The organism is Streptomyces sp. CB02414, from assembly GCF_001905385.1.
Lineage (GTDB): Bacteria > Actinomycetota > Actinomycetes > Streptomycetales > Streptomycetaceae > Streptomyces.
Genome location: NZ_LIPF01000006.1, coordinates 95,636 through 119,585, shown reverse-complemented (window position 1 = coordinate 119,585; position 23,950 = coordinate 95,636). Strand labels below are relative to the sequence as shown.

Genomic DNA, 23,950 nt, shown 5'->3' with positions numbered 1-23,950 from the left:
CATTTACTGCGGCAGGTTCCCCACAGGGGTGATGAGCATGACCAGCGCATCGGCGTCCCCTCACGGCTTCGTGACCGTACGCGGGCGCGAGCGCGGCTACCGTCCGGAACAGGTGGAGGAGTTGGTCGCGGCCCTCTGCGAGGAGCGGGACGCGGCCTGGGAGCGTGCCGCCCGGCTCACCGTGCTCGCCCGGGAGATGGGCACGGAGCTGGAGGGGCTGCGGGAGGTGGTGGCGCGGCTCCCGGCGCAGGACTACGAGGCGCTCGGGGAGCGCGCGCGGTCCCTGTTCCGGCTCGGTCGGGAGGAGGCGGAGGCCGTTCGGGAGGGGGCGCGGGCCGAGGCGGACGGATTGCTGGCCGACGCGCGGGCGTACGCGGCCGGGGTGTGCGAGGCGGCGCAGGCGCACGCCGACGACGTACGCGCGGAGGCTGACGAGCGGCACCGGCAGCGGCTGCTGGCGGCGCGGGCGGAGGCCGACGAGGTGCGGATCGCGGCGCGGCGCGAGGTGAAGGCCGGGCGCGGTCAGGCGCTGGCCGCGCTGCGCGAGATGCGGAGGCGGACCACCGGGATGCTGGCCGAGCAGAGCGGGGAGCACGCCGAGCGGGAGGCCGCGCAGGACCGTGCGCGGGAGGAGGCGTCGCGGGCCGCGGACGCGCACCACGCGGAGCTGCTGGCGCGCGCCGAGCGGGAGCTGTCCGAGGCGAGGGCGGAGCTGGCCGGGGCGGAGGAGGCCGCCGTGCGGTGGCAGGAGGAGGCCCGGGCCCGGGCGTCGGAGACGGTCGCCGGGGCCCGGGCCCGTCAGGAACGGATCGCCCGTGAGACGGAGCGGGTGCTGCACGAGCACGGGGAGCGGTGGGACGAACTCCAGGCCCATGTGGCGTCCGTGCGCAGCAACCTCAGTTCGCTGACGGGCCGGGCGGTGGAGTGACGCCGTACCGCCGGCGTCGCCGTCACTCCCCTCTGCGGACCGCGCCCGCCAGGATCCAGCCCTCCACGGCCTCGTAGTGCCGGCGCTGTTCCTCCGCCTTGCGCCGGCCGGAGAGCATGGTGCCGAGCCAGCCGCAGGCGAAGCCGAGGGGGATGGAGACCAGGCCGGTCGTGGTGAACGGGAACCAGTTGAAGTCGGCGTCGGGGAACATCGAGACGGGTGAGCCGGAGACCAGGTTGGTGCCCGGCATCAGCAGCAGGACGGCCAGCGAGCCGCCGACGAGGGTGCTGAGCAGGCCGGCGCGGGTGTAGCGGCGCCAGAAGAGGCCGTAGACCAGGGCGGGGGCGATGGCCGAGGCGCCCAGGCAGAAGGAGAGGGTGACCAGGGGCTGGAGGCTGCGGTGCTGGACGAGGGTGGCGAGGACGATCGCGGGGATGCCGACGGCCAGGGCGGACAGGCGGGCGAGCGTCATCTCGCGGCGCGGTGACAGTTCCTGCACGCGGGTGGCGAAGACGTCGTGGGCCAGGGAGTTGGCGCAGGCGAGGATCATGCCGCCGACGGAGGCGAGCAGGGTGAGGAAGACGGCCGTGGTGACGGTCGTGAACAGGAAGGTCTCCGCAGTGGAGACCTGGGCGCCGAACGCGGCCTGGGAGCCGAGCAGGTAGGCGGTGTTGCCCTGCGGGTCGATCCCGGCGATGACCGCACGCCCCACCAGCGCCGTCGCACCGAAGCCGACCACCGTGATGACCAGCACGAACAGGGCCACGCTGGAGACCGCCCAGGACATCGAGCGGCGCACCTGGCGGGCGGAGGACGCGGTGTACATGCGCATGGTGACGTGGGGGAGGCAGGCGCCGCCGAGGACGACGGTCAGCTGCGAGGTGATCATGTCGGCCTCGGGGTGGGGACCGCCCGCGAACTGGAGCCCCGAGTTCAGGAAGGCCGGCCCCGCGCCGCTGTTGCCGGCCGCCGCGTCGAACAGCGCGCCCGGGTCCCAGTCGAAGCGGTTGAGGATCAGTACGGCGATCACGGCGCCCGAACCGAGCAGCATCACCATCTTGAGGATCTGGATGAGGGCGGTGCCCTTCATGCCGCCGATCGCCGCGTAGCTGATCATCAGTACGCCCAGCCCGATGATGCAGCCGGTCTCCAGTGATTCGCCGGAGAAGCCGAGGACGAAGGCGAGCAGTTGGCCGGTGCCCGCGAGCTGCACCAGCATCAGGGGCAGCAGGGCGGCGATGGTCACCGCGCAGGCCGCGATGCGGACGCCGCGTCCGGGCATCCGGCGGGCGAGCGCGTCGCCCATGGTGAACCGGCCCGCGTTGCGCAGGGGTTCGGCCAGCAGGAACATCAGCAGCATCAGTGACAGGGCGGTGCTGAGCGCCAGGACGACACCGTCGTAGCCGAAGAGCGCGATGACGCCGCCGGTGCCGAGGACGGTCGCCGCGGAGATGTAGTCGCCGGCGATCGCCAGGCCGTTGCGCATGGGGGACAGGGAGCTGTAGCCGGTGTAGAACTCGTCGAGGTCGTCCCGGTCGGGGCCGGTCATCACGCACAGGAGCAGGGTGATGGTAGCGACGGCGGTGAAGCCGACCAGGGCCATCGTCTGGGCGTTGCCGCTGAACTCCGTCATCGTCCCGCCCCCCGCCGGGCGTCCAGTTCGGCCTCCTTGCGGATGCGGTCCGCGAGCGGGTCGACGTGGCGGCGGGCGGTGTGCTCGTACAGCGCGATCGCCAGCCAGGTGACGGGGAGTTGGAGCAGGGCGAGCAGCAGTCCGGTGGGGAGGCCGCCGGCGAAGGTGGTGCCGGTCATGAAGCCGGGGGTGTACGCGGACAGGAACAGGAACAGTGTGAAGTAGCCGAGCGCGGTGAGTGTGGCGGTGCGCCGCTGCCAGCGGTAGGCGGTGCGCAGGACCCGGAGGTCGCTGTGGTGCCCGAGGGGGGCCCGGCGAGGGGGCCGGGGGCGGGTGGGGTGCGGGTAGGGGGAGGGCCGCTGATGTTGGTAGGGCTGCGGGGGCTGGTACGGGGGCGGTGGTGGGCGGTGCGGGTACGACGGGGACGGGTCGTAGGACATCCCGGGGCTCCTTGCGTGGCTCGGGTCCGGGGCGGCGGACCGCAGGGAGGTGGGGGGTGGGGGCCACGCACGCTACTCGCCGGTCACGTGGGGCGCTGCGTTTTGGCCAAACTGGTTGGTCGGTATGCGCCTGCCGCGCCGCCCTCAGGGTGTTACCCGCGTTAACCTGCGCCTTTGCCGGGTCCAGCGGTCCGCGAGTTCAATCCTGGAGCACCGGGAACCGGCGCGGCGCCACCAGCAGCAGCACCAGGAACGCCAGCGCCGCCGCACCCGCCGCGCCCAGGTAGACCGCGTGCACGGCGTCGGCGATCGCCCGTCGTACGGACTCCCCGGCGGTGCCCGAATCCAGCGCCCGGGTCACGGAGTCGAGGTCCCCGGCGCCGGTGCCGTCCGTCGCGCCGAGCCGTGCGGCCAGCACCCCGTTGGCGATCGCGCCGAAGGCCGCCGCGCCGACGGTCTGGCCGGTCTGGCGGCAGAAGAGCACGGACGCGGTCGCCGTGCCCCGCTCCGCCCAGCCGACCGTGGACTGGACGCCGACGATGAGCGGCAGCTGGAAGAGGCCGAGCGCGCCGCCGAGCAGCAGCATCAGCAGCGTCGGCTGCCAGGCCTCGCCGGGGTAGGGGAGGAAGGGGAAGGCGAACAGGAGCAGCGACGCGGTGCCGATGCCGAGCATCGCCGTGTTGCGGAAGCCGATCCTGCGGTACACGTGCTGGCTCAGGGCCGCCGACACCGGCCAGCTCAGCGTCCACACGGACAGCACGAAACCGGCGGCCACGGGCGCCAGGCCCAGCACCGACTGGGCGTAGGTGGGCAGGAACACGGTCGGCGCCACCATGAGTACGCCCAGGGCGCCGAGCGCGAGGTTCACCGCGGCGATCGTGCGACGGCGCCACACCCAGCCCGGGATGATCGGCTCCGCCGCGCGGCGCTCGATCACCACCACGGCCGCCAGCAGGACGAGGCCGGCGGCGAACAGGGCGAGCGAGGGCGCCGACAGCCACGGCCAGGCCACCCCGCCCTGCACCAGGGCGATGAGCAGCACGCCCCCGCAGGCGAACACGGCCAGCGCGCCCGCCCAGTCGACCCGCGCGCGCGTGCCGTCGCCCCGCCGTGAGGGCCCGTCGCGCGGCGGCTCGTGCAGGTGACGGACGATCAGCCACAGGGCGAGGGCGCCGATCGGCAGGTTGATGAGGAAGATCCAGCGCCAGTCGGCGTACGTGGCCAGCACGCCCCCGACGCCGGGGCCCGCGATGGCCGACACCGCCCACACGGTGGAGAGCCGGGCCTGGATCCTGGGCCGGTCCTTGAGCGGGTACAGGTCGGCGGCGAGGGTCTGCACCGTGCCCTGCAGTGCGCCGCCGCCCAGGCCCTGGAGGACGCGGAAGGCGATGAGGGCGGCCATGTTCCAGGCCAGCGCGCACAGCAGGGAGCCGAGAAGGAACAGCGCCGCGCCCACCACCAGGACCGGCTTGCGGCCGAAGGTGTCGGAGAGCTTGCCGTAGACGGGCAGCGTGACGGTGACGGCCAGCAGGTAGCCGGAGAAGAGCCAGGAGAAGAGGGAGAAGCCGCCGAGGTCGCCGACGATCTGCGGGACGGCGGTGGAGACGATGGTGGCGTCGAGCGCGGACAGCGCCATCGCGAGCATCAGCGCGGCGACGACGGCACCGCGCCGGTCCGGGCCCGTGCCGGGTGCGGCCTCGTCCACCGCCGACCTGGTGCCGTCCACCCGTGCGCCCCCTTCTGTTGTGTTCCCCCTGCATCCATCCGCGGGGTTCAGCTTCCCACTTGACCCTGACGTCGCGGGAGGGTGGATGCTCGGTGCGTCCTGAGGCGGAGGGCCACCCTGAGTCCGGCTCCACCGGAGGGTGGACTGCCCCTAGGGGTACCTCCGTACTACGGGTCGGGGAGGGTTCGTACCGACGGAGGACGAGAGGTGCCCGGCGGGGTCCTTAATCTGGCTTTACGCCGCTGGGGGGCGGCGAACCGGACCCGTGGGGGTGGGGTTTTCCCCAGCAGAAGAGTGCGCTCTTCCTCAGCGCGCTCGGCACCCGGTTCCGGCCAGACTCTTCGACGTAGCAGCGACACGTTCCAGCGCACGACCACTCGCACGACCCGCGGTACAGCTCAGCGTTCACCGCCGGCACCGGCGGCACAGGTGATGACCGACATAGGAGACTTGACATGACATCGGCCGTAAGTATTCCCGCACACGGGAGCACTGGAGGGCGTACGGCCGTTGCCGCGCGGGCGCGGCAGGTCGTGAAGGCGTACGGGGCGGGCGAGACCCGGGTCGTCGCCCTGGACCACGTGGACGTGGACATCGCCCGCGGTCAGTTCACCGCGATCATGGGGCCGTCGGGCTCCGGCAAGTCCACGCTGATGCACTGCCTGGCGGGCCTGGACACCGTCACCGGCGGGCAGATCTACCTCGACGAGACCCAGATAACCGGCCTGAAGGACAAGAAGCTCACGCAGTTGCGCCGGGACCGGATCGGTTTCATCTTCCAGGCGTTCAACCTGCTCCCGACGCTGAACGCGATCGAGAACATCACGCTGCCCATGGACATCGCCGGCCGCAAGTACGACCGGGCGTGGCTGGAGCGGGTCGTGGAGACCGTCGGGCTCGCCGGGCGGCTCAAGCACCGGCCGACCCAGCTCTCCGGCGGCCAGCAGCAGCGTGTCGCCGTGGCCCGGGCGCTGGCCGCCCGGCCCGAGATCATCTTCGGTGACGAGCCGACCGGCAACCTCGACTCGCGCGCCGGCGCCGAGGTGCTGGGCTTCCTGCGCCGGTCGGTGGACGAGCTGGGCCAGACCATCGTGATGGTCACCCACGACCCGGTGGCCGCCAGCTACGCGGACCGGGTGCTGTATCTCGCCGACGGCCGGATCGTCGACGAGATGCACCGGCCGACCGCGGAGGCCGTCCTGGATCGGATGAAGGACTTCGACGCCCGGGGGCGCACGTCATGACCGTCGTGAAGACCTCGATGCGCAACTTCCTCGCGCACAAGGGCCGCATGGCGCTCTCGGCGGTGGCGGTGCTGCTGTCGGTGGCGTTCGTGTGCGGCACCCTGGTGTTCACGGACACCATGAACACCACCTTCGACAAGCTGTTCGCGGTCACCTCGTCGGACGTCACGGTCGCCCCGAAGGACGCCGAGGCCGAGGACACGCCGCAGAACGGGGTGCCCGAGTCGCTTCCGGCGTCCACGCTGGAGAAGATCCGCGCGGCCGAGGGCGTCGAGTCGGCCGAGGGCGCGGTCGTCTCGATGAACGTGACCGTGGTCAACGCGGACAACGACAACGTGGGAGCCACCAGCGGCGCCCCGACCCTCGCCGGGAACTGGACCAGGAACGACCTGCGGTCGATGGAGATCACGTCGGGGCACGCGCCGCGCGGCCCGACCGAGGCCATGGTCGACTCCGACACCGCCGACAAGCACGACCTGAAGATCGGCGACGAGCTGCGCACCATCGCGCAGACCGGCGACTTCAAGGCGAAGATCGTCGGTATCGCCTCCTTCACCGTCACCAACCCCGGTGCCGCGGTCGTCTACTTCGACACCCCCACCGCCCAGCGCCAGCTGCTCGGCGGCACCGACCGCTTCAGCCAGTTCAACGTCACCGCCTCGGCCGGCGTCACCGACGCACAGCTCAAGCAGAACGTCTCCGCCGCCCTGGACGGCGGCGCCTTCAAGGTCCAGACCGCCAAGGAGGCGTCCGACGAAGGCCGCGCGGACGTCGGCGAGTTCATGAACGTCATCAAGTACGCCATGCTCGGCTTCGCCGGCATCGCGTTCCTGGTCGGCATCTTCCTGATCATCAACACCTTCTCCATGCTGGTCGCCCAGCGCACCCGTGAGATCGGCCTGATGCGGGCCATCGGCTCCTCCCGCCGGCAGGTCAACCGCTCGGTCCTCGTCGAGGCGTTCCTGCTCGGCATCGTCGGCTCGGTCCTCGGCGTCGCCGCCGGTGTCGGCATCGCCGTCGGACTGATGAAGCTGATGTCGGCGGCGGGCATGAACCTCTCCACCGACGACCTGACCATCAAGACGACGACCCCGGTGGTCGGCCTGGTCCTCGGCATCGTGGTCACGGTCCTGGCCGCCTACCTGCCGGCCCGCCGCGCCGGCAAGATCTCCCCGATGGCCGCCCTGCGCGACGCCGGCACCCCGGCCGACGGCAAGGCCGGCCGGATACGCGGGCTGATCGGCCTGGTCCTCACCGGTGCCGGCGCCGCGGCCCTGTTCACGGCCGCCGCGGCCGACAAGGCGAGCGAGGGCTCGATGATGCTCGGCGCGGGCATCGTGCTGTCCCTCATCGGCTTCGTCGTCATCGGCCCGCTGCTCGCCGGCTTCGTGGTCCGGGCGATCAGTGCGGTGCTGCTGCGGGCCTTCGGCCCGGTGGGGCGGCTGGCCGAGCGCAACGCCCTGCGCAACCCGCGCCGCACCGGCGCCACCGGTGCCGCCCTGATGATCGGCCTCGCGCTGGTGGCGTGCCTGTCCGTCGTCGGCTCCTCCATGGTCGCCTCGGCCACCAGCGAGCTCGACAAGACGGTCGGCGCGGACTTCATCGTCCAGGGCAACCAGCGGATCGTGCCGCAGGCCGAGAAGGCGATGCAGGACACGCCCGGCCTGGAGCACGTCACCCGCTACAAGATGCTCGACGCCACGCTGACCTCGCCCGACGGCAAGACCGACGACGACGGAGTCACGGCCGCCGACCCGACCTACGCCCAGGACGTGCGCCGCGCGACGACCGAGGGCGAGCTCTCCGCCGCCTACGGCACCGACGCCATGTCGGTCGGCTCGGACTACGCCAAGAAGCACGGCGTGCACGTCGGCGACACGATCTCCGTCGCCTTCGAGGGCGGCGAGACCGCGAAGCTCAAGGTCGCCGCGATCACGAGCGACGACGTCGCCATCGACCAGGGCGCGCGGTACATCAGCATCGAGACGATGCGGAAGTACCTGCCGGCCGAGAACGTCCCGCCGAACACGATCATGTTCGCCAAGGCCGAGGACGGCCAGGCGGACCAGGCGTACGCGGCGCTGAAGAAGTCCCTGGACGCCTACCCGCAGTACCAGGTGGCCGACCAGACCGACTACAAGCAGGAGCTGAAGGACCAGATCGGCCAGCTGCTGAACATGGTCTACGGCCTGCTCGCCCTGGCGATCATCGTCGCGGTCCTCGGTGTGGTGAACACGCTGGCGCTGTCGGTGGTCGAGCGGACCCGCGAGATCGGCCTGATGCGGGCGATCGGCCTCTCCCGCCGCCAGCTGCGCCGGATGATCCGCATGGAGTCCGTCGTCATCGCCCTCTTCGGTGCCCTGCTGGGCCTGGGGCTGGGCATGGGCTGGGGCGCCACGGCACAGAAGCTGCTCGCCCTGGAGGGACTGAACGTCCTCGACATCCCCTGGCCGACGATCATCGGCGTCTTCATCGGCTCCGCCTTCGTGGGCCTGTTCGCGGCCCTGGTCCCGGCCTTCCGCGCCGGCCGCATGAACGTCCTGAACGCGATCGCGACGGAGTAGCACCCGACCCGCCGGCCACCGCATACGGGGGTTGCGGGGGAAGGGCCCGGCGTCGAGTCCGTCACGGACTCGACGCCGGGCTTTTTCGTTCACCTTTCAGCCCACCGAGTCGGGATGGGGCCCCCGCGCGAGCGCAACCGAGCGTGGGGGAGGGTGGGCACAGGTCCTCCGGGGGTCCAGGGGGCGGAGCCCCCTGGTACGGCAACCGCGGCGCCGGCCACCACGCACCCCACGCTGTCCACAGCCCCCCGCGCCCGCGACCGCAGCGTCGTACGCTGGACACCCCCGGCCCTCACCCCGCCGGGCTACTCGTGTTGTCCACCCCAGCACCCAGGACGGAAGCGCCCCCTCCATGAGCCTGCACGGTCTGCTCGACGCCGTCGTCAAGGACACCGCCCTCGCAGAAGCGATCACGGCGGCCGCAGACGGCAACCGCATGCACGTCGACCTGGTCGGCCCGCCCGCCGCCCGTGCCTTCTCGGTCGCCGCGCTGGCCCGCGAGACGGGCCGCCCCGTGCTGGCGGTGACCGCGACGGGACGTGAGGCGGAGGACCTGGGCGCCGCCTTGCGCTCCCTGCTGCCGCCCGAGGGCGTCGTGGAGTACCCCTCCTGGGAGACCCTGCCGCACGAACGGCTCAGCCCCCGCAGCGACACCGTCGGCCGCCGCCTCGCCGTACTGCGCCGCCTCGCCCACCCCCGCCCCGACGACCCCGAGACCGGCCCGGTCTCCGTCGTCGTCGCGCCCGTGCGCTCCGTGCTCCAGCCGCAGGTCAAGGGCCTCGGCGACCTGGAGCCGGTCGCCCTGCGCACCGGCTCCACCGCCGACCTGAACGAGGTCGTCGAGGCCCTGGCGGCCGCCGCGTACGCGCGCGTGGAGCTGGTGGAGAAGCGCGGCGAGTTCGCCGTGCGCGGCGGCATCCTGGACGTCTTCCCGCCGACCGAGGAGCACCCCCTCCGCGTCGAGTTCTGGGGCGACGACGTCGAGGAGATCCGCTACTTCAAGGTCGCCGACCAGCGCTCCCTGGAGGTCGCCGACCACGGCCTGTGGGCCCCGCCCTGCCGCGAGCTGCTGCTCACCGAGGACGTACGAGAGCGGGCCGCCGCCCTGGCCGAGGACCACCCCGAGCTGGGCGAACTGCTCGGCAAGATCGCCGAGGGCATCGCGGTCGAGGGCATGGAGTCCCTGGCCCCCGTCCTCGTGGACGACATGGAGCTCCTGCTGGACGTGCTGCCCAAGGGCGCGATGGCGGTGGTCTGCGACCCGGAGCGGGTCCGCACCCGCGCCGCCGACCTGGTCGCCACCTCGCAGGAGTTCCTCCAGGCCTCCTGGGCGGCCACCGCCGGCGGCGGCGAGGCGCCGATCGACGTCGACGCGGCCTCCCTGTGGTCCATCGCGGACGTCCGGGACCGCGCCCGCGAACTGGACATGATGTGGTGGTCGGTCTCCCCCTTCGCCGCCGACGACGCGCTCGAAGAGGCCGACACACTCAAGCTCGGCATGCACGCCCCCGAGACCTACCGCGGCGACACCGCCAGGGCGCTGGCCGACACCAAGGGCTGGCTCGCCGACGGCTGGCGCGCGGTCTACCTCACCGAGGGTCACGGCCCGGCCGCCCGCACCGTCGAGGTCCTCGGCGGCGAGGGCATCGCGGCCCGCCTCGACAACGACCTGGACACGCTCAGCCCCTCCGTCGTCCACGTCTCCTGCGGCTCGGTCGACCACGGCTTCGTCGACCGGGCCCTCAAGCTCGCCGTCCTCACCGAGACCGACCTGACCGGGCAGAAGGCCGCCGGCCGCGAGGGCGCCCGGATGCCCGCCCGGCGCCGCAAGACCATCGACCCGCTCACCCTGGAGGCGGGCGACCACATCGTCCACGAGCAGCACGGCGTGGGCCGCTACATCGAGATGGTGCAGCGCACCGTGCAGGGCGCCACCCGCGAGTACCTGGTCGTGGAGTACGCCCCCGCCAAGCGCGGCCAGCCCGGCGACCGCCTCTACATCCCCACCGACCAGCTGGAGCAGATCACCAAGTACGTCGGCGGCGAGGCACCCACCCTGCACCGCCTCGGCGGCGCGGACTGGACCAAGACCAAGGCCCGCGCGAAGAAGGCGGTCAAGGAGATCGCCGCCGACCTGATCAAGCTCTACAGCGCCCGGATGGCGGCGCCCGGCCACGCCTTCGGCACGGACACACCGTGGCAGCGCGAGCTGGAGGACGCCTTCCCGTACGCCGAGACCCCGGACCAGCTCACCACCATCGCCGAGGTCAAGGAGGACATGGAGAAGACGGTCCCCATGGACCGCCTGATCTGCGGCGACGTCGGCTACGGCAAGACCGAGATCGCCGTCCGCGCCGCCTTCAAGGCCGTCCAGGACGGCAAGCAGGTCGCCGTGCTCGTCCCCACCACCCTGCTGGTGCAGCAGCACTTCGGGACGTTCAGCGAGCGCTACGCCCAGTTCCCGGTGAGCGTGAAGGCGCTCTCCCGCTTCCAGAGCGACACCGAGTCGAAGGCGACCCTGGAGGGCCTGCGCGAGGGCTCGGTGGACATCGTCATCGGCACCCACCGCCTGTTCTCCTCGGAGACCAAGTTCAAGGACCTGGGCCTGGTCATCGTCGACGAGGAGCAGCGCTTCGGCGTCGAGCACAAGGAGCAGCTGAAGAAGCTGCGCGCCAACGTCGACGTCCTGACCATGTCCGCCACGCCCATCCCGCGCACCCTGGAGATGGCGGTCACCGGCATCCGCGAGATGTCGACGATCACCACCCCGCCGGAGGAGCGGCACCCGGTGCTGACCTTCGTCGGCCCCTACGAGCACAAGCAGATCGGCGCCGCGATCCGCCGCGAGCTGCTGCGCGAGGGCCAGGTCTTCTACATCCACAACCGCGTCGAGTCCATCGACCGCGCGGCGGCCAAGCTCCGCGAGATCGTGCCCGAGGCGCGGATCGCGACCGCGCACGGCCAGATGTCCGAGCAGGCCCTGGAACAGGTCGTCGTCGACTTCTGGGAGAAGAAGTTCGACGTGCTGGTCTCCACGACCATCGTCGAGTCCGGCATCGACATCTCCAACGCCAACACCCTCATCGTCGAGCGCGGCGACAACTTCGGCCTCAGCCAGCTCCACCAGCTGCGCGGCCGCGTCGGCCGAGGCCGGGAGCGCGGCTACGCCTACTTCCTCTACCCGCCGGAGAAGCCGCTGACGGAGACGGCGCACGAGCGCCTGGCCACCATCGCCCAGCACACCGAGATGGGCGCGGGCATGTACGTGGCGATGAAGGACCTGGAGATCCGCGGCGCCGGCAATCTGCTCGGCGGCGAGCAGTCCGGTCACATCGCGGGCGTCGGCTTCGACCTGTACGTGCGGATGGTCGGCGAGGCGGTCGCCGACTACCGGGCCTCCCTGGAGGGCGGGGTCGAGGAGGAGCCGCCGCTCGAGGTCAAGATCGAGCTGCCCGTCGACGCGCACGTCCCGCACGACTACGCCCCCGGCGAGCGGCTGCGGCTCCAGGCGTACCGGTCCATCGCCTCCGCCAACAGCGAGGAGGACGTCAAGGCCGTACGCGAGGAACTGGTCGACCGGTACGGCAAGCTGCCGGAGCCGGTGGAGAACCTGCTGCTGGTCGCGGGGCTGCGCATGCTCGCGCGGGCGTGCTCAGTCGGCGAGATCGTGCTTCAGGGCAACAACATCCGCTTCGCGCCGGTGGAGTTGCGCGAGTCCCAGGAACTGCGGCTCAAGCGGCTCTACCCCGGTTCCGTCATCAAGGCGGGCACCCACCAGGTCCTCGTGCCGCGTCCCAAGACCGCGAAGGTGGGCGGCAAGCCGCTGGTCGGGCGCGAACTGCTCGGCTGGGTCGGGGAGTTCCTGACGTCGATCCTGGGGTCCTGACCCCGGGCCGACCAGGGAGCCGCAGAAGAAGCCGTCCACGGGGACAGGTCCCGTGGACGGCTTCGCCGTGTCCAGAAGCTACCGCTGGTCCGGCCGGTCGCCTCCACCCTCACGCCCGAAGCCGAGCCTGTCCTCGGCCTGCTGCTGCGCGGTGTCGACGTGCTTCTCGTACTTGCCGCCGGTCCTCTGGTTGACCTGGCGCTCGGCCGCGTCGGACATCTTCCTGGACCTGTCCTTGTCCTTGCCGGCCATGCTCTTCATCTTGTCGAGGATGCCCATGCAGAGCTCCTTCCGAGACGTGACTCACTGTCGACCGTACGACAGATTTGTCCTGCATGCCCAATAAGGCCACCTTTGGTCTGAACCTCTCCCTGGCTACCGTGGTACCTGCGAACGGCAAGGGGAGGGGCGCGCATGGGGCGGCAGAGCAGGATCCGTAACGGCTGGGCCGCGGGCGCGGCCCTCGTGCTGGCGCTGGTCACCGGGTGCGAGGGCGTCGACGGCGGCGGGCCCACGCCGTCGGAGGAGAACGCCGGGGCACCGGCCGCGGGCCGGGCCGTCAGCCCGCTGCGCAACCCGGACGGCACCGGGCCCGGCCTGGCCCCCGTCACGGGCGACACCGACCGGGCCACCGCCCGCGAGCTCATCGACGGCCTGGACACGAAGGGACGCGGGCCCAGGACGGGGTACGACCGCGACGAGTTCGGCTACGCCTGGATGGACACGGCCGACGGCGTACCGTACGCCCGCAACGGCTGCGACACCCGCAACGACCTGCTCCGGCGCGACGGGCAGGACCTGCGCTTCCGCTCCGGGTCGGACTGCGTGGTCGTCGCCATGACGCTGGACGACCCGTACACCGGCACCACCATCGAGTGGCGCAAGCAGGAGGCGAGCGAGGTCCAGATCGACCACGTCGTGCCGCTGTCCTACAGCTGGCAGCTGGGCTCCTCGCGGTGGTCCGAGAACAAGCGCGAGCAACTGGCCAACGACCCGCTCAACCTCATCCCGGTGCAGGGCCGGGCCAACTCCGCCAAAAGCGATTCCGGACCGGCCTCCTGGCTGCCGCCCGACAAGTCGGTCCGCTGCGCCTACGCGGTCCGCTTCGCGCAGGTCGCCGCCAAGTACGAGTTGGCGGTCACGGCTCCGGACAAGCGGATGATGTCCCGCCAGTGCGGCGGCTGACGGCATGGAGCCGAAGACATGGAGCTGAGGGTTTCGAGCCTCGCCGAGCGCCCGGAGATGCTGGACCGGGTCCGGGAGATGGCCGACAGCTGGCCCGCGTTCGCCGTCGAGGACCTCTCGGGCAACGCCCACTATCCGCGCATCGCCGTCGAGTTGCCTCAGTACGTGCAGTTCGCGGAGGACGAGTACGGCGAGGTCGTCGCCCACGGCCACAGCGTGCCGTTCGCCCTGCACACCGAGGGGCGTGGCACGCTGCCCGCCCGCGGCTGGGCCGAGGTGCTCGTCTGGGCCTTCGGCGACTTGCGCCGCGGGGTGCGCCCCGACACCGTCAGCGCTATCTCCGTCACCGTCGCCCCGCACGCGCAGGGGCGCGGCCTGTCCGGCAGGATGCTCGCCGCGATGCGCGACAACGCCCGCACCCGCGGCTTTCGCGAGGTCGTCGCCCCCGTCCGGCCCAGCGCCAAGCACCTCGAACCCCGCGTACCCATCGAGGAGTACGCCCGCCGCCTGCGCCCGGACGGCCTGCCCCACGACCCCTGGCTGCGCGTCCACGCGCGGGCCGGCGCCACCCTCGACTCCGTGGCCCCGGCCTCCATGACCGTCTCCGGCTCACTGCAACAGTGGCGGGACTGGACGGGACTGCCCTTCGACACCGCCGGGGACGTCGAGGTCCCCGGCGCCCTGGTGCCGGTGCGCTGCGAACCGGAGCGCGGCTACGCGGTGTACGTGGAGCCCAACGTGTGGATGCGGCACCCGCTGTGACCTCCCGGGCCGGGCCGGGGCGTGCGCGGCGGGTGCCGTACGCCGGTCAGGCGTTGCGCCCGTTCACCGCGTCCAGGTCGATGACGTCCCCGGTGGGGGCGTCGGCGGGCACCGGCTCGTCGTAGTCGCTGAAGGTGAGGGTGCCGGCCTCGTTCTCGGACTTGTTCTCGAAGCGCACCAGGTAGGGCTTGCCCTCGGAGGCGATGTAGAGCTTGCTGCGGTCCGCGCCGTCCGTCTCCCACAGGACGAGCACGGGCGTGCCGTCGACGGTGGTGGCCTCGCCGCGGGTCAGCACCGGATCGCCGTCGTCGGCGTCGCCGTCCGTGCCGTCCAGCATCGTGTCCAGGTCGCAGAAGCTCGTCATGTCCTTCGCGTCCGGACCGGTGGCGGACATCTTGGTCCACCGGTCGGCCAGCAGCGACACGAGGGCCTCCGTGTCCGCCTGCGGCTCGCCCTTGCTCTGCGCCCGCAGGAACCGCTCGTCGTACTTCATGTAGACCGCGTCACCGGTCTTGATGAGCTCGGCCTCGCCCTGGCCGTCCATGCTCATGGTGCCCGCGCACTCGCCCTTCCGGTCCAGGGCGAGGTCGATCCGTATCGTGCCGCCGCTCTCCTCGTCCGGGACGTCGCCGGTCATCCGCAGCGAGCGGGCTCCGATGGTGGCCTCCAGGGCGCGGTCGGAGATCTCGTCGGCACTCAGACCGGCGAACGGCTCCGCCGACCCGGAGGCCGAGGCCGACGGCGACTTCTCCGGGTTCTTGTCCTTGTCCGGCTCCGAGTCCGCGTCCGCCTTCGCCCCGGAAGCCGTGCTGGAGGCGGACGCAGTGGCTCCGGTTTCGTCGGAGCCGCCGGCCCTCCCGGAGTCGTCCTGGCCGGACTGGCATCCGGTCAGGCTCGCGGTGGCCACCGCGGCGAGGAAGAGAGCGGTGAACGTGGTGCGGCGTGCGGGCCGGCGCATGGCGGAGTCCCCCCAGGAATCCCAGCGAGCGGTGAACGATGGACTGCGGTTGAACGAGCTGCGGTGACGAAGTGCGGATCCGCCGGCTCAGAAGTTGCCGTTGCCGAGCAGCTCGCCGTCGGCATCGTAGACGGTCACGAGGCCGTTCTCGCTCTGCTTCCAGTCAGCGAACGCGGAGGCGATGAGCTTGGCCGGGCCCATGCCCTCGCCCATGATGCCGCCGGTGAAGTCGGTGTAGACGTCGGCGGCGTCGAGGATGTCGTTCTGCTCCTCGGCGCCCTGCACCTTGGTGACGTGGGCGACGGCCTCCTTCTCCGACGGCGTTCCGTTCTTGTTCACGAACGCCTTGAACTGGTCGGCCTGGGACGCCTTCTCGGCCGCCTTGTCCTCGGCCGGCTTCGCGTCGGACGCGCCGTCGTCCTTCGTGCCGTCGCCCTTCGCGCCGCCGGGCTTCTCCTCGGCGCCGGCGGAGGTCCGGTTGTCGCTCTTGCCCTCGCCGCCCCCGTCGCCGGAGTTCGCCGAGACCGCTCCGATGACGACGATCCCCACGACGGCGCCCAGCGTGATCTTGGTCTTCATGCCCATGCCTGTGTCCCCTCCCGGTGCGGCAACCGCCATCTCTAGGTCAGCTGCCCGTTGGCAGGGTCAATGAGACCAGAGTCCGTGAACCGAGTCAACCAGGTTCACACGGTCATGCGTGTACACGTCCGTGAATCGGGTCGGCTGGCTTCCTCGGTATGCTCGGCGTCACACATGCGACGAGGGGAGCCGCGCCGGTGCAGGACAACGCGACCGAAGTGACCGCCGCCGGGATCGCGCGGCTCGCCGGCGTCGGCCGGGCCGCCGTGAGCAACTGGCGCCGCCGCCACGCCGACTTCCCCAAGCCGGCCGGCGGCACCGAGACCAGCCCCTCCTTCGCCCTCGCCGAGGTGGAGGGCTGGCTGCGCACCCACGGCAAACTCGCCGAGGTCCCCCTGCGGGAGCGGGTCTGGCAGCAGGTCGTCGGCCACCCCGAGGGGCCGGTCACCGCACTCACCCACGCCGGCTGCGTCCTGCTGCTCATCCACGACCGCCCCACCCTCTGGCTGGAGGTGAGCGCCGGCTCCGACGAACGGCTCGCCGCGATGCTCCCCGAGGCGCTGGACCAGGTGCTCACCCCGCGCTTCGGAGCGGTGCGCCCGGGACGCCGCAGCCCCGGGGGGCGGACGACCGCGGCCTCCCCCGCCGGGGCACCGACCGGTACGTCAGCCGCTGTGGCCGCCGCGCCCGCTCAGCCCGCTCAGCCCGCCAAGTCCGCTGTGAACGCACCCACCGGCGACCGTGCGACCCGCGCCGTTCACACGGAGCACACGGAACCCGCCGTCAACACCCCCGCCCTCCAGAACCTCACCGGCCCCGCCGCCCTCGCCTCCGCCCCCCTCCTGCGCGGCACCGCCGAACTCGCCGCCGGACTCGGCGCCCGGCAGGCCTTCGAGTTCCTGCTCGGCCGGCACCTCGACGCCAACCCCCGCCAGTACACGCTCACCCCCGCCGAACTGGCCGGCCTCATGGCCGACCTCGCCGGCCCCGCCCGCACCGTCCTCGACCCCGCCTGCGGCACCGGCGCCCTCCTGCGCGCCGCCGCACCCGACGGCCCCGCACCACGCCCCGAGCAGGACGGCCTGTGCCTCCACGCCCAGGACGGCGCCCCCGACCTCGCCGCCCTCACCGCGCTCCGGCTCGCCCTGCACACCCGGGCCACCGTCCGCGCCGCCGCCGGCGACACCCTGCGCACGGACGCCTTCCCCGACCTGCGCGCCGACGCCGTCCTGTGCCACCCGCCGTTCAACGAACGCAACTGGGGACATGACGAACTCGCCTACGACGCCCGCTGGGAGTACGGCTTCCCGGCCCGCACCGAGTCCGAGCTGGCCTGGGTGCAGCACGCTCTCGCCCGCCTGCGTGACGACGGCACCGCCGTCCTGCTCATGCCGCCCGCCGCCGCCTCCCGCCGCTCCGGCCGCCGCATCCGCGCCGACCTGCTGCGCCGGGGCGCGCTGCGGGCCGTGATCGCCCTGCCGGCCGGCGCCGCGCCGCCGTACAGCATCCCGCTCCACCTGTGGGTGCTGCGCCGCCCCGGGAAGGCGCCCGCGCAGCCCGAGGTGCTGCTCGCCGACGTGGGGCAGTTCACCGGCGAGGGGCGCGGACCGGACTGGCGGGCCGTCAGGGGCGCCGCCCTCGACGCCTGGCGGGACTTCGACCGCACCGGCCGCCTCGACGAACGGCCCGGCCTGGCCCGGTCCCTGCCCGTCATCGAACTCCTCGACGACGACGTCGACCTGGCCCCCGCCCGCCACCTGCCGCCCCCCGCCGCCGACGGTCCCGGACGGCTCACGGACGTACGCGAGCGCCTCGGCGAGACCCTGCGCCTGACCGCCGACCTCACCCCCGCGCCCGCCGACACCCCGCAGCCCGGCACCGCGCCGCCCGCGCCCCGCTGGCCGCTCACCACCGTCGGCGAACTCGCCCGCGGCGGCGCCCTGCTGCTGCGCACCGGCACCAACGGCGGGCACGCGCGTGTGCCCGTCCTCACCGACCACGACGTACTGGCCGGCACCACCCCCTCGGGCACCCTCCCGGAGAGCGACGAGGAACCCGTGCTGACCGAACGCGGCGACGTCGTCGTCCCGGTCCTCGGCGGCGGCTCCGTCGCCCGCGTGGTCGACGCCGCCGCCGCCGGCGCCGCCCTGGGCCGCAACCTGGTCCTCCTGCGACCCGACCCCGCCGCGCTGGACCCGTGGTTCCTCGCCGGGTTCCTGCGCGGCACCGCCAACAACCGCCAGGCCAGCAGCTACGCCTCCACCGCCACCCGCCTCGACGTCCGCCGCCTCCAGCTGCCCCGGCTCCCGCTCGACGCCCAGCTGCGCTACGGCGAACGGTTCCGCGCCCTCGACGAGTTCGAGCGCGCGCTCAGGCTCGCCGGCCGACTCGGCGAGCAGCTCGTACGGGGGATGTACGACGGGCTGACGGACGGGTCGGTGGCGCCCGGGCCATGACCTGGTGGTGATCGGTACGACAACGGTTCGGTACATCCGGAGACCACTGTCGGCCCGGGCCTATACGCTCGGACTTTCACGCCGGACGACCCGTTCGTCCGTCCGGCACGGCATCATGGTCCAGGAGCAGTCATGTATGGCAACGGCGCCGCCGGGCCGCCGCCCGCGCGCGGCACGACCAACGTCATCACCCTGCGCGTGCTGTTCGCCGCCGCCGGCTTCCTCACCTGTGGTCTGCTCTCCTGCGTCCCACTGTTCCGGATCGCCGTGCTGCGCGGAAGCCGGCTGGACTGGACGCTGGCCTGGCTGAGCCTTCCGGTGTCCATCGGCTGTCTCGCCGTGGTCGGCTCCCTGCCGGAGACCGACGGCCGGGGGGACGTCGCGATGGCCGCCCTGCTGCTCATCGGAGCGGCGGCCAGTGCGCACTTCCTCGTGGCCGACATACGCCTGCACGCCGCGCGGCCGCCGTTCCCAGCCCACCAGCCGCCCCCCGGCCACCAGCCGCCCCCCGGCCACCAGCCGCACCTCGGCCACCAGCCGTACCCCGGTCACCAGCCGCACCCCGCCCCCGGCCCGCATTACGCCCAGACGCAGCCCGCCGTCGGCCCGTACACGCCCACGTACCCGTCGCAGTCCCCGCTGAGCCCGGACCCGCGGCACGCTCCCCCCGGGGCCCAGACACCCGTTCCTCAGCCGCACGCCCCGACGCCACCTCCCCAGCACCCCGCGCCCGCCCGCATCGACCAGGTCCGCGCCGAGCTCGACGAGCTCAGCGACTACCTGCGCAAGCACGACGGCACGGGCGGCGGCCACGGCGGTGGCACCCCGGAGGGCGGAAGGTGACCGTGGCGACAGGACGCGTCGTCGCCGGCCGGTACGAACTGGCCACGCTCATCGGGCAGGGCGGCATGGGACAGGTCTGGACGGCCTACGACGGGCGCCTCGACCGGCGCGTGGCGGTGAAGCTGCTGCGCCCCGACAAGGTGGCCGGCCAGGAGGCCGACGAACTGCGCCGCCGCTTCGTGCGCGAGTGCCGGGTGACCGCGCAGGTCGACCACCCCGGCCTGGTCACCGTGCACGACGCGGGCAGCGAGGGCGAGGAGCTGTTCCTCGTCATGCAGTACGTCGACGGCGCCGACCTCTCCGACCACCTCGCCGAGAACGACCCCTACCCGTGGCAGTGGGCGGTCGCCGTGGCCGCGCAGCTGTGTGCCGTACTGAGCGCCGTGCACGCCGTGCCGATCGTCCACCGCGACCTCAAGCCGCGCAACGTGATGGTGAAGCAGGACGGCACCGTCACCGTCCTCGACCTCGGCGTCGCCTCCGTCATGGACGCCGACACCACCCGCCTCACCCACACCGGCACCCCCATCGGCTCGCCCGCCTACATGGCACCCGAGCAGGCCATGGGCGGCGCCGTCGGCCCGTACACCGACCTGTACGCACTCGGCGTACTGCTGCACGAACTGCTCAGCGGCGACGTCCCGTTCGCCGGATCCACCGCCCTCGGCGTGCTCCACCGGCACCTGTACGAACCGCCGCTGCCCGTGCGCCGCATCCGCCCCGAGGTCCCCGAGGCGCTCGAAACCCTGGTCCTGCGCCTGCTCGCCAAGGACCCGCAGCACCGCCCCGCCTCCGCGCAGGAGGTCTACGAGCACCTGGCGGCGCTGCTGCCCGCGCGCGGCGTGCCCACCGGCGGCCCCCTCGACCCCACCCGCCCCTTCGTACGCCCGCACGCCCCCTGGCCCGACCGCGCCCGCACCCCCGCGCCCCAGCCCGCCCCCGCCCCGCCGGCCGCCGAGGCCGGCAAGCCGGACGTCGCCCGCGCCGTGGACGACGTCAAACGCCTCCTCGGCGAGGGCCGCATCACCCAGGCCGTCGACATCCTCGGCGCGATCCTGCCCGCCGCCGCCGAACAGCACGGCGAACGCTCCCCGGTCGTGCGCACCCTGCGCAAGCAGTACGCGGCCACCCTCATGGACGACGGCCAGTACCGGCGCGCCCTGCCCGAGCTCCGCCGCCTCGCCGACGAGCGCGCCGCCGAGGCCGGCCAGGCCGACCCCCAGTCCCTGCGCCACCGCTACGACGCCGCCCAGTGCCTGGAACAGCTCGGCGAACCGGCTGCCGCCCTCGCCGAGTACCGGGCCCTGCTGCCGTACTACGAGAACCAGTACGTCGCCGGCGACCCCGACCTCGCCCACGACGTCCGCCGCCGCATCGGCCACCTGCTCCTCGCCCTCGGCGACCGCGCCGCCGCCCACGAGACGCTGGCCCGGCTGCTGCACGACGTGGAGCGCCTGCACGGCCCCGGCCACCCGCTCGCGACGGAGATCCGGCGCACCCTGACGTGGCTCGGCCAGGTGCGCGGCTGACGGCCACCACCCAGGCCGGGGCGCGGCGGTGCCCGAAGTGCTGGTGAATCGTTGGTCGAATGGGTTGGCCAGAGCCGGACCACTGCCTACCATCGATCATCGCAAGACTTTGTGCACCGTCGCACAATCTCCTCGGGAGGTTCCCTTGCACCGCCGCCGTCGCACCGCGCTCCTGTTCACCGCCGCGATCGCCACCGCGGCGCCCCTGCTCACCGCGTGCGGCAACGACGCGCACCCGGGAGCCGCCGCCGTGGTCGGCGACCAGCGGATCACCGTCGCCCAGCTGGAGCACCGCGTCGACGAGGTGCGCGAGGCACAGCGGGCCGCCGTCCCCGACGACGCCCAGTACCAGCAGGTCCTCGCCAGGACCGGCAGCCTCACCCGCGACACCCTGCACGGCATGGTCCTCGACCGGGTGCTGCACCGGGCCGCCGAGAACGCGGGCGTGACCGTCAGCCGCAAGGAGGTCCAGGAGCTGCGCGGGGGCCTGGAGGAGCAGGCCGGCGGCCCCGAGCAGCTCAAGACGCTCTGGCTGCAGCAGTACGGCGTGGCCCCCGACCGCCTGGACGACAACCTCCGCGTCCAGCTGGAGGCCCAGGAGCTCGCCGAGAGCCTCGGCACCGACACCAGCCGGCCCGAGTTCTGGCAGGCCCTGGCGAAGGCCTCCGACCAGCTCGACATCGACCTGAACCCGCGCTACGGCGACTGGGACGTCCAGAAGAGCAGCCGCGTCGACACCGAGACCCCGTGGGTCCGGGAGATCACCACGGCACAGACCCAGCAGACGGCGTAACGGTCCTGCGCGGTGCCCCCCGCGCCCCTTGTGGACAAGCCGGCCCGGCCCCCTGTGGACAACTCGGGGGGCCGTCGGCCTCGTGCGTTACGTTCTGAAGGTGAACGCAACCAGCGCCGACACCACCCCCGGCACCGCTCCCGACCCCGGCCGCATCGTCCTGCTCACCACCAGCCACCGCGTCGCCCCCGGCCTGCTGTCCTGGCCCGCCTGGCAGGCCCTGCGCACCGCCGACCGCGTCCTGTGCGCCGACGGCGCCCACCCGCAGCTGCCGTACCTGCGCGAGGCCGGCATACGGGTGGACGAGGCCGCCCCGGCCGCCGAGGAGCTGGTCACCGCCTGCGCCGGCGGGCACACCGTGGTCGTCGTCGCCACCGGGGAGGGCGAGCCCGCGCTCACCGACGGGCTGGCCCGCCTCGCGGGCTCCGGCCGCCTCTCCATGCCGGACCTGGAGCTGCTCCCGGCCTCCTACGACCTCCCCGGCGCCCGCCTGCTCGACCTCGTCCAGGTCATGGACCGCATCCGCGTCGAATGCCCGTGGTCCTCGCAACGCACCCACAAGGGCCTCGCCAAGTACGCGATCGAGGAGGCGTACGAACTCGTCGAGGCGATCGAGGACGGCGACCGCGACGAGCTCCGCGAGGAACTGGGCGACGTGCTCCTCCAGGTCGTCTTCCACGCCCGCATCGCCGAGGAGGACCTCGACGCGCCGTTCTCCGTCGACGACGTGGCCGCGACCATCGTCGACAAGCTCGTCCACCGCCACCCGCACGTCTTCGGCGACGCGACGGCGACCACCCCCGAGGAGGTCAGGGAGCACTGGCTGCGCACCAAGGCGGACGAGAAGCAGCGCGCCTCGGTCACCGACGGCGTCCCCCTCGGCCAGCCCGGCCTGGCCCTCGCCGCCAAGCTCGCCTCCCGCGTCCGCACCGCGGGCCTCCCGGTCTCCCTGCCCTCCGGCGAGGGCATCGGCTACGAACTGCTCGCCCTCGCCGCCCGTGCCGAGTCCGAGGGCACGGACCCCGAGGCGGCCCTGAGAGCGGCGGCCCGGGCCTACCGGGACGCGATCAGGGAGGTCGAGGCATGACCGGCCCCACACCCGTCCCGGCCCCGGGCCCCGAGCTGTTCACCTGGGAGTTCGCCGCCGACCCGTACCCCGCCTACGCCTGGCTGCGCGAGCACGCCCCCGTGCACCGCACCCGGCTGCCCAGCGGAGTGGAGGCCTGGCTGGTCACCCGGTACGCGGACGCCAGGCAGGCGCTCGCCGACCCGCGGCTGTCCAAGAACCCGGCCCACCACGACGAGCCCGCGCACGCCAAGGGCAAGACCGGCATTCCGGGGGAGCGGAAGGCCGAGCTGATGACCCACCTGCTGAACATCGACCCGCCGGACCACACCCGGCTGCGCCGGCTGGTCAGCAAGGCGTTCACACCCCGCCGGGTCGCGGAGTTCGCGCCGCGGGTACAGGAACTGGCCGACGACCTCATCGACCGGTTCGCGGAGACCGGCAGCGCCGACCTGATCCACGAGTTCGCCTTCCCGCTGCCCATCTACGCCATCTGCGACCTGCTCGGCGTACCCCGCGAGGACCAGGACGACTTCCGGGACTGGGCGGGCATGATGATCCGTCACGGGGGCGGCCCGCGGGGCGGGGTCGCTCGGTCGGTGAAGAAGATGCGGGGCTATCTGGCCGACCTCATCCACCGCAAGCGCGCCGCGCTGCCGCCCGAGCCCGGCCCCGGCGAGGACCTGATCTCCGGCCTCATCCGCGCCTCCGACCACGGCGAGCACCTCACCGAGAACGAGGCCGCGGCGATGGCCTTCATCCTCCTCTTCGCCGGCTTCGAGACCACCGTCAACCTGATCGGCAACGGCACGTACGCCTTGCTCACCCACCCCGAGCAGCGGACCCGCCTGCAGACGTCCCTCGCCGTCGGCGAGCGGGCGCTGCTGGAGACCGGCGTCGAGGAACTCCTGCGCTACGACGGCCCGGTGGAGATGGCCACCTGGCGCTTCGCGACCCGGCCGCTCACCCTCGGCGGGCAGGACATCGCGCCCGGCGACCCGGTCCTCGTCGTCCTGGCCGCCGCCGACCGGGACCCGGAACGCTTCACGGAACCGGACACTCTCGACCTCGCCCGCCGGGACAGCCAGCACCTGGGGTACGGCCACGGCATCCACTACTGCCTCGGAGCCCCGCTGGCCCGGCTGGAGGGACAGACCGCGCTCGCCACGCTCCTCACCCGCCTCCCGGACCTCCAACTCGCCGCGGAGCCGGATGAACTGCGCTGGCGCGGCGGGCTCATCATGCGAGGTCTGCGCACCTTGCCCGTGTCCTTCACACTCGTTGCGGGATCGGCGGGTCATGGTCCGACCCCGAAGTAAAAGTGACACGCGCTCAACTTTGTGATCTTCACGTGATCT

General features: G+C 72.8%; 18 protein-coding genes. 12 read left to right on the top strand and 6 right to left on the bottom strand.

Annotation, left to right across the window (positions count from 1 at the left end):
- Window positions 1-37: 37 nt before the first annotated feature.
- Window positions 38-928 (top strand): cellulose-binding protein, encoded by an 891-nt coding sequence (locus AMK11_RS20360; RefSeq protein WP_073729789.1) that lies wholly within the window; start codon window positions 38-40, stop codon window positions 926-928.
- Between the two features lie 22 nt (window positions 929-950).
- Here AMK11_RS20360 and AMK11_RS20355 read toward each other — a convergent pair whose 3' ends face one another.
- The 3 genes from AMK11_RS20355 to AMK11_RS20345 form a co-directional block, all read right to left on the bottom strand.
- A complete protein-coding gene (locus tag AMK11_RS20355; RefSeq protein ID WP_073729263.1) occupies window positions 951-2,561 on the bottom strand; it encodes a sodium/solute symporter in 1,611 nt (536 codons plus the stop codon).
- Entirely contained in the window at window positions 2,558-3,001 is a 444-nt protein-coding gene (locus tag AMK11_RS20350; RefSeq protein ID WP_073729261.1) for a DUF485 domain-containing protein, read from the bottom strand. The genes AMK11_RS20355 and AMK11_RS20350 overlap by 4 nt, the downstream gene beginning before the upstream one ends.
- A gap of 199 nt (window positions 3,002-3,200) precedes the next feature.
- Window positions 3,201-4,727 carry an MFS transporter gene (locus tag AMK11_RS20345; protein ID WP_073729259.1) on the bottom strand — a complete coding sequence of 509 codons (1,527 nt, stop codon included), beginning with the start codon at window positions 4,725-4,727 and terminating at the stop codon, window positions 3,201-3,203.
- 455 nt (window positions 4,728-5,182) lie between these two features.
- Here AMK11_RS20345 and AMK11_RS20340 point away from each other — a divergent pair, with 455 nt between their 5' ends.
- The 3 genes from AMK11_RS20340 (at window position 5,183) to mfd (ending at window position 12,421) form a co-directional block, all read left to right on the top strand.
- Window positions 5,183-5,971 (top strand): ABC transporter ATP-binding protein, encoded by a 789-nt coding sequence (locus AMK11_RS20340; RefSeq protein WP_073729257.1) that lies wholly within the window; start codon window positions 5,183-5,185, stop codon window positions 5,969-5,971.
- Window positions 5,968-8,535, top strand: coding sequence for an ABC transporter permease (locus tag AMK11_RS20335; RefSeq protein ID WP_073729255.1), 2,568 nt, complete (start codon window positions 5,968-5,970; stop codon window positions 8,533-8,535). Before AMK11_RS20340 ends, AMK11_RS20335 begins: the two co-directional genes overlap by 4 nt.
- A gap of 352 nt (window positions 8,536-8,887) precedes the next feature.
- Window positions 8,888-12,421: a transcription-repair coupling factor gene (gene mfd, locus AMK11_RS20330; RefSeq protein ID WP_073729253.1), complete on the top strand. Its 3,534-nt coding sequence runs from the start codon at window positions 8,888-8,890 to the stop codon at window positions 12,419-12,421.
- A gap of 78 nt (window positions 12,422-12,499) precedes the next feature.
- Here the strand turns inward: mfd and AMK11_RS20325 are convergent, their stop codons facing one another.
- Window positions 12,500-12,700, bottom strand: a complete 201-nt coding sequence (locus AMK11_RS20325; protein ID WP_073729251.1) for an antitoxin — start codon at window positions 12,698-12,700, stop codon at window positions 12,500-12,502.
- 135 nt (window positions 12,701-12,835) lie between these two features.
- Between AMK11_RS20325 and AMK11_RS20320 the strand changes: the two genes are divergently transcribed.
- Both AMK11_RS20320 and AMK11_RS20315 read left to right on the top strand, forming a co-directional pair.
- Window positions 12,836-13,606 (top strand): HNH endonuclease family protein, encoded by a 771-nt coding sequence (locus AMK11_RS20320; RefSeq protein ID WP_073729250.1) that lies wholly within the window; start codon window positions 12,836-12,838, stop codon window positions 13,604-13,606.
- Between the two features lie 18 nt (window positions 13,607-13,624).
- The gene (locus AMK11_RS20315; RefSeq protein ID WP_073729248.1) at window positions 13,625-14,368 is read left to right on the top strand and encodes an N-acetyltransferase; all 744 of its coding nucleotides are present in this window, start codon (window positions 13,625-13,627) and stop codon (window positions 14,366-14,368) included.
- A gap of 46 nt (window positions 14,369-14,414) precedes the next feature.
- Here AMK11_RS20315 and AMK11_RS20310 read toward each other — a convergent pair whose 3' ends face one another.
- Window positions 14,415-15,326, bottom strand: a complete 912-nt coding sequence (locus AMK11_RS20310) for a hypothetical protein (protein WP_073729246.1) — start codon at window positions 15,324-15,326, stop codon at window positions 14,415-14,417.
- Window positions 15,327-15,413: 87 nt separating this feature from the next.
- On the bottom strand, window positions 15,414-15,911 hold the full coding sequence (locus AMK11_RS20305) for a hypothetical protein (RefSeq protein WP_073729244.1): 498 nt from the start codon (window positions 15,909-15,911) through the stop codon (window positions 15,414-15,416).
- A 191-nt stretch (window positions 15,912-16,102) separates the two neighbouring features.
- Between AMK11_RS20305 and AMK11_RS20300 the strand changes: the two genes are divergently transcribed.
- The 6 genes from AMK11_RS20300 to AMK11_RS20275 all read left to right on the top strand — a co-directional run bounded on the left by AMK11_RS20300 (window position 16,103) and on the right by AMK11_RS20275 (window position 23,911).
- Window positions 16,103-18,361 (top strand): N-6 DNA methylase, encoded by a 2,259-nt coding sequence (locus AMK11_RS20300; protein WP_073729242.1) that lies wholly within the window; start codon window positions 16,103-16,105, stop codon window positions 18,359-18,361.
- Between the two features lie 132 nt (window positions 18,362-18,493).
- On the top strand, window positions 18,494-19,204 hold the full coding sequence (locus AMK11_RS20295; RefSeq protein ID WP_073729240.1) for a hypothetical protein: 711 nt from the start codon (window positions 18,494-18,496) through the stop codon (window positions 19,202-19,204).
- 38 nt (window positions 19,205-19,242) lie between these two features.
- Complete coding sequence (gene pkaE / locus AMK11_RS20290; protein ID WP_383583309.1) at window positions 19,243-20,733, top strand: serine/threonine protein kinase PkaE; 1,491 nt, start codon at window positions 19,243-19,245, stop codon at window positions 20,731-20,733.
- 145 nt (window positions 20,734-20,878) lie between these two features.
- Window positions 20,879-21,526 (top strand): SurA N-terminal domain-containing protein, encoded by a 648-nt coding sequence (locus AMK11_RS20285; RefSeq protein ID WP_073729236.1) that lies wholly within the window; start codon window positions 20,879-20,881, stop codon window positions 21,524-21,526.
- Between the two features lie 100 nt (window positions 21,527-21,626).
- Window positions 21,627-22,613 carry a nucleoside triphosphate pyrophosphohydrolase gene (locus AMK11_RS20280; protein WP_073729788.1) on the top strand — a complete coding sequence of 329 codons (987 nt, stop codon included), beginning with the start codon at window positions 21,627-21,629 and terminating at the stop codon, window positions 22,611-22,613.
- Window positions 22,610-23,911 carry a cytochrome P450 family protein gene (locus tag AMK11_RS20275; protein WP_073729234.1) on the top strand — a complete coding sequence of 434 codons (1,302 nt, stop codon included), beginning with the start codon at window positions 22,610-22,612 and terminating at the stop codon, window positions 23,909-23,911. Before AMK11_RS20280 ends, AMK11_RS20275 begins: the two co-directional genes overlap by 4 nt.
- Window positions 23,912-23,950: the final 39 nt, after the last annotated feature.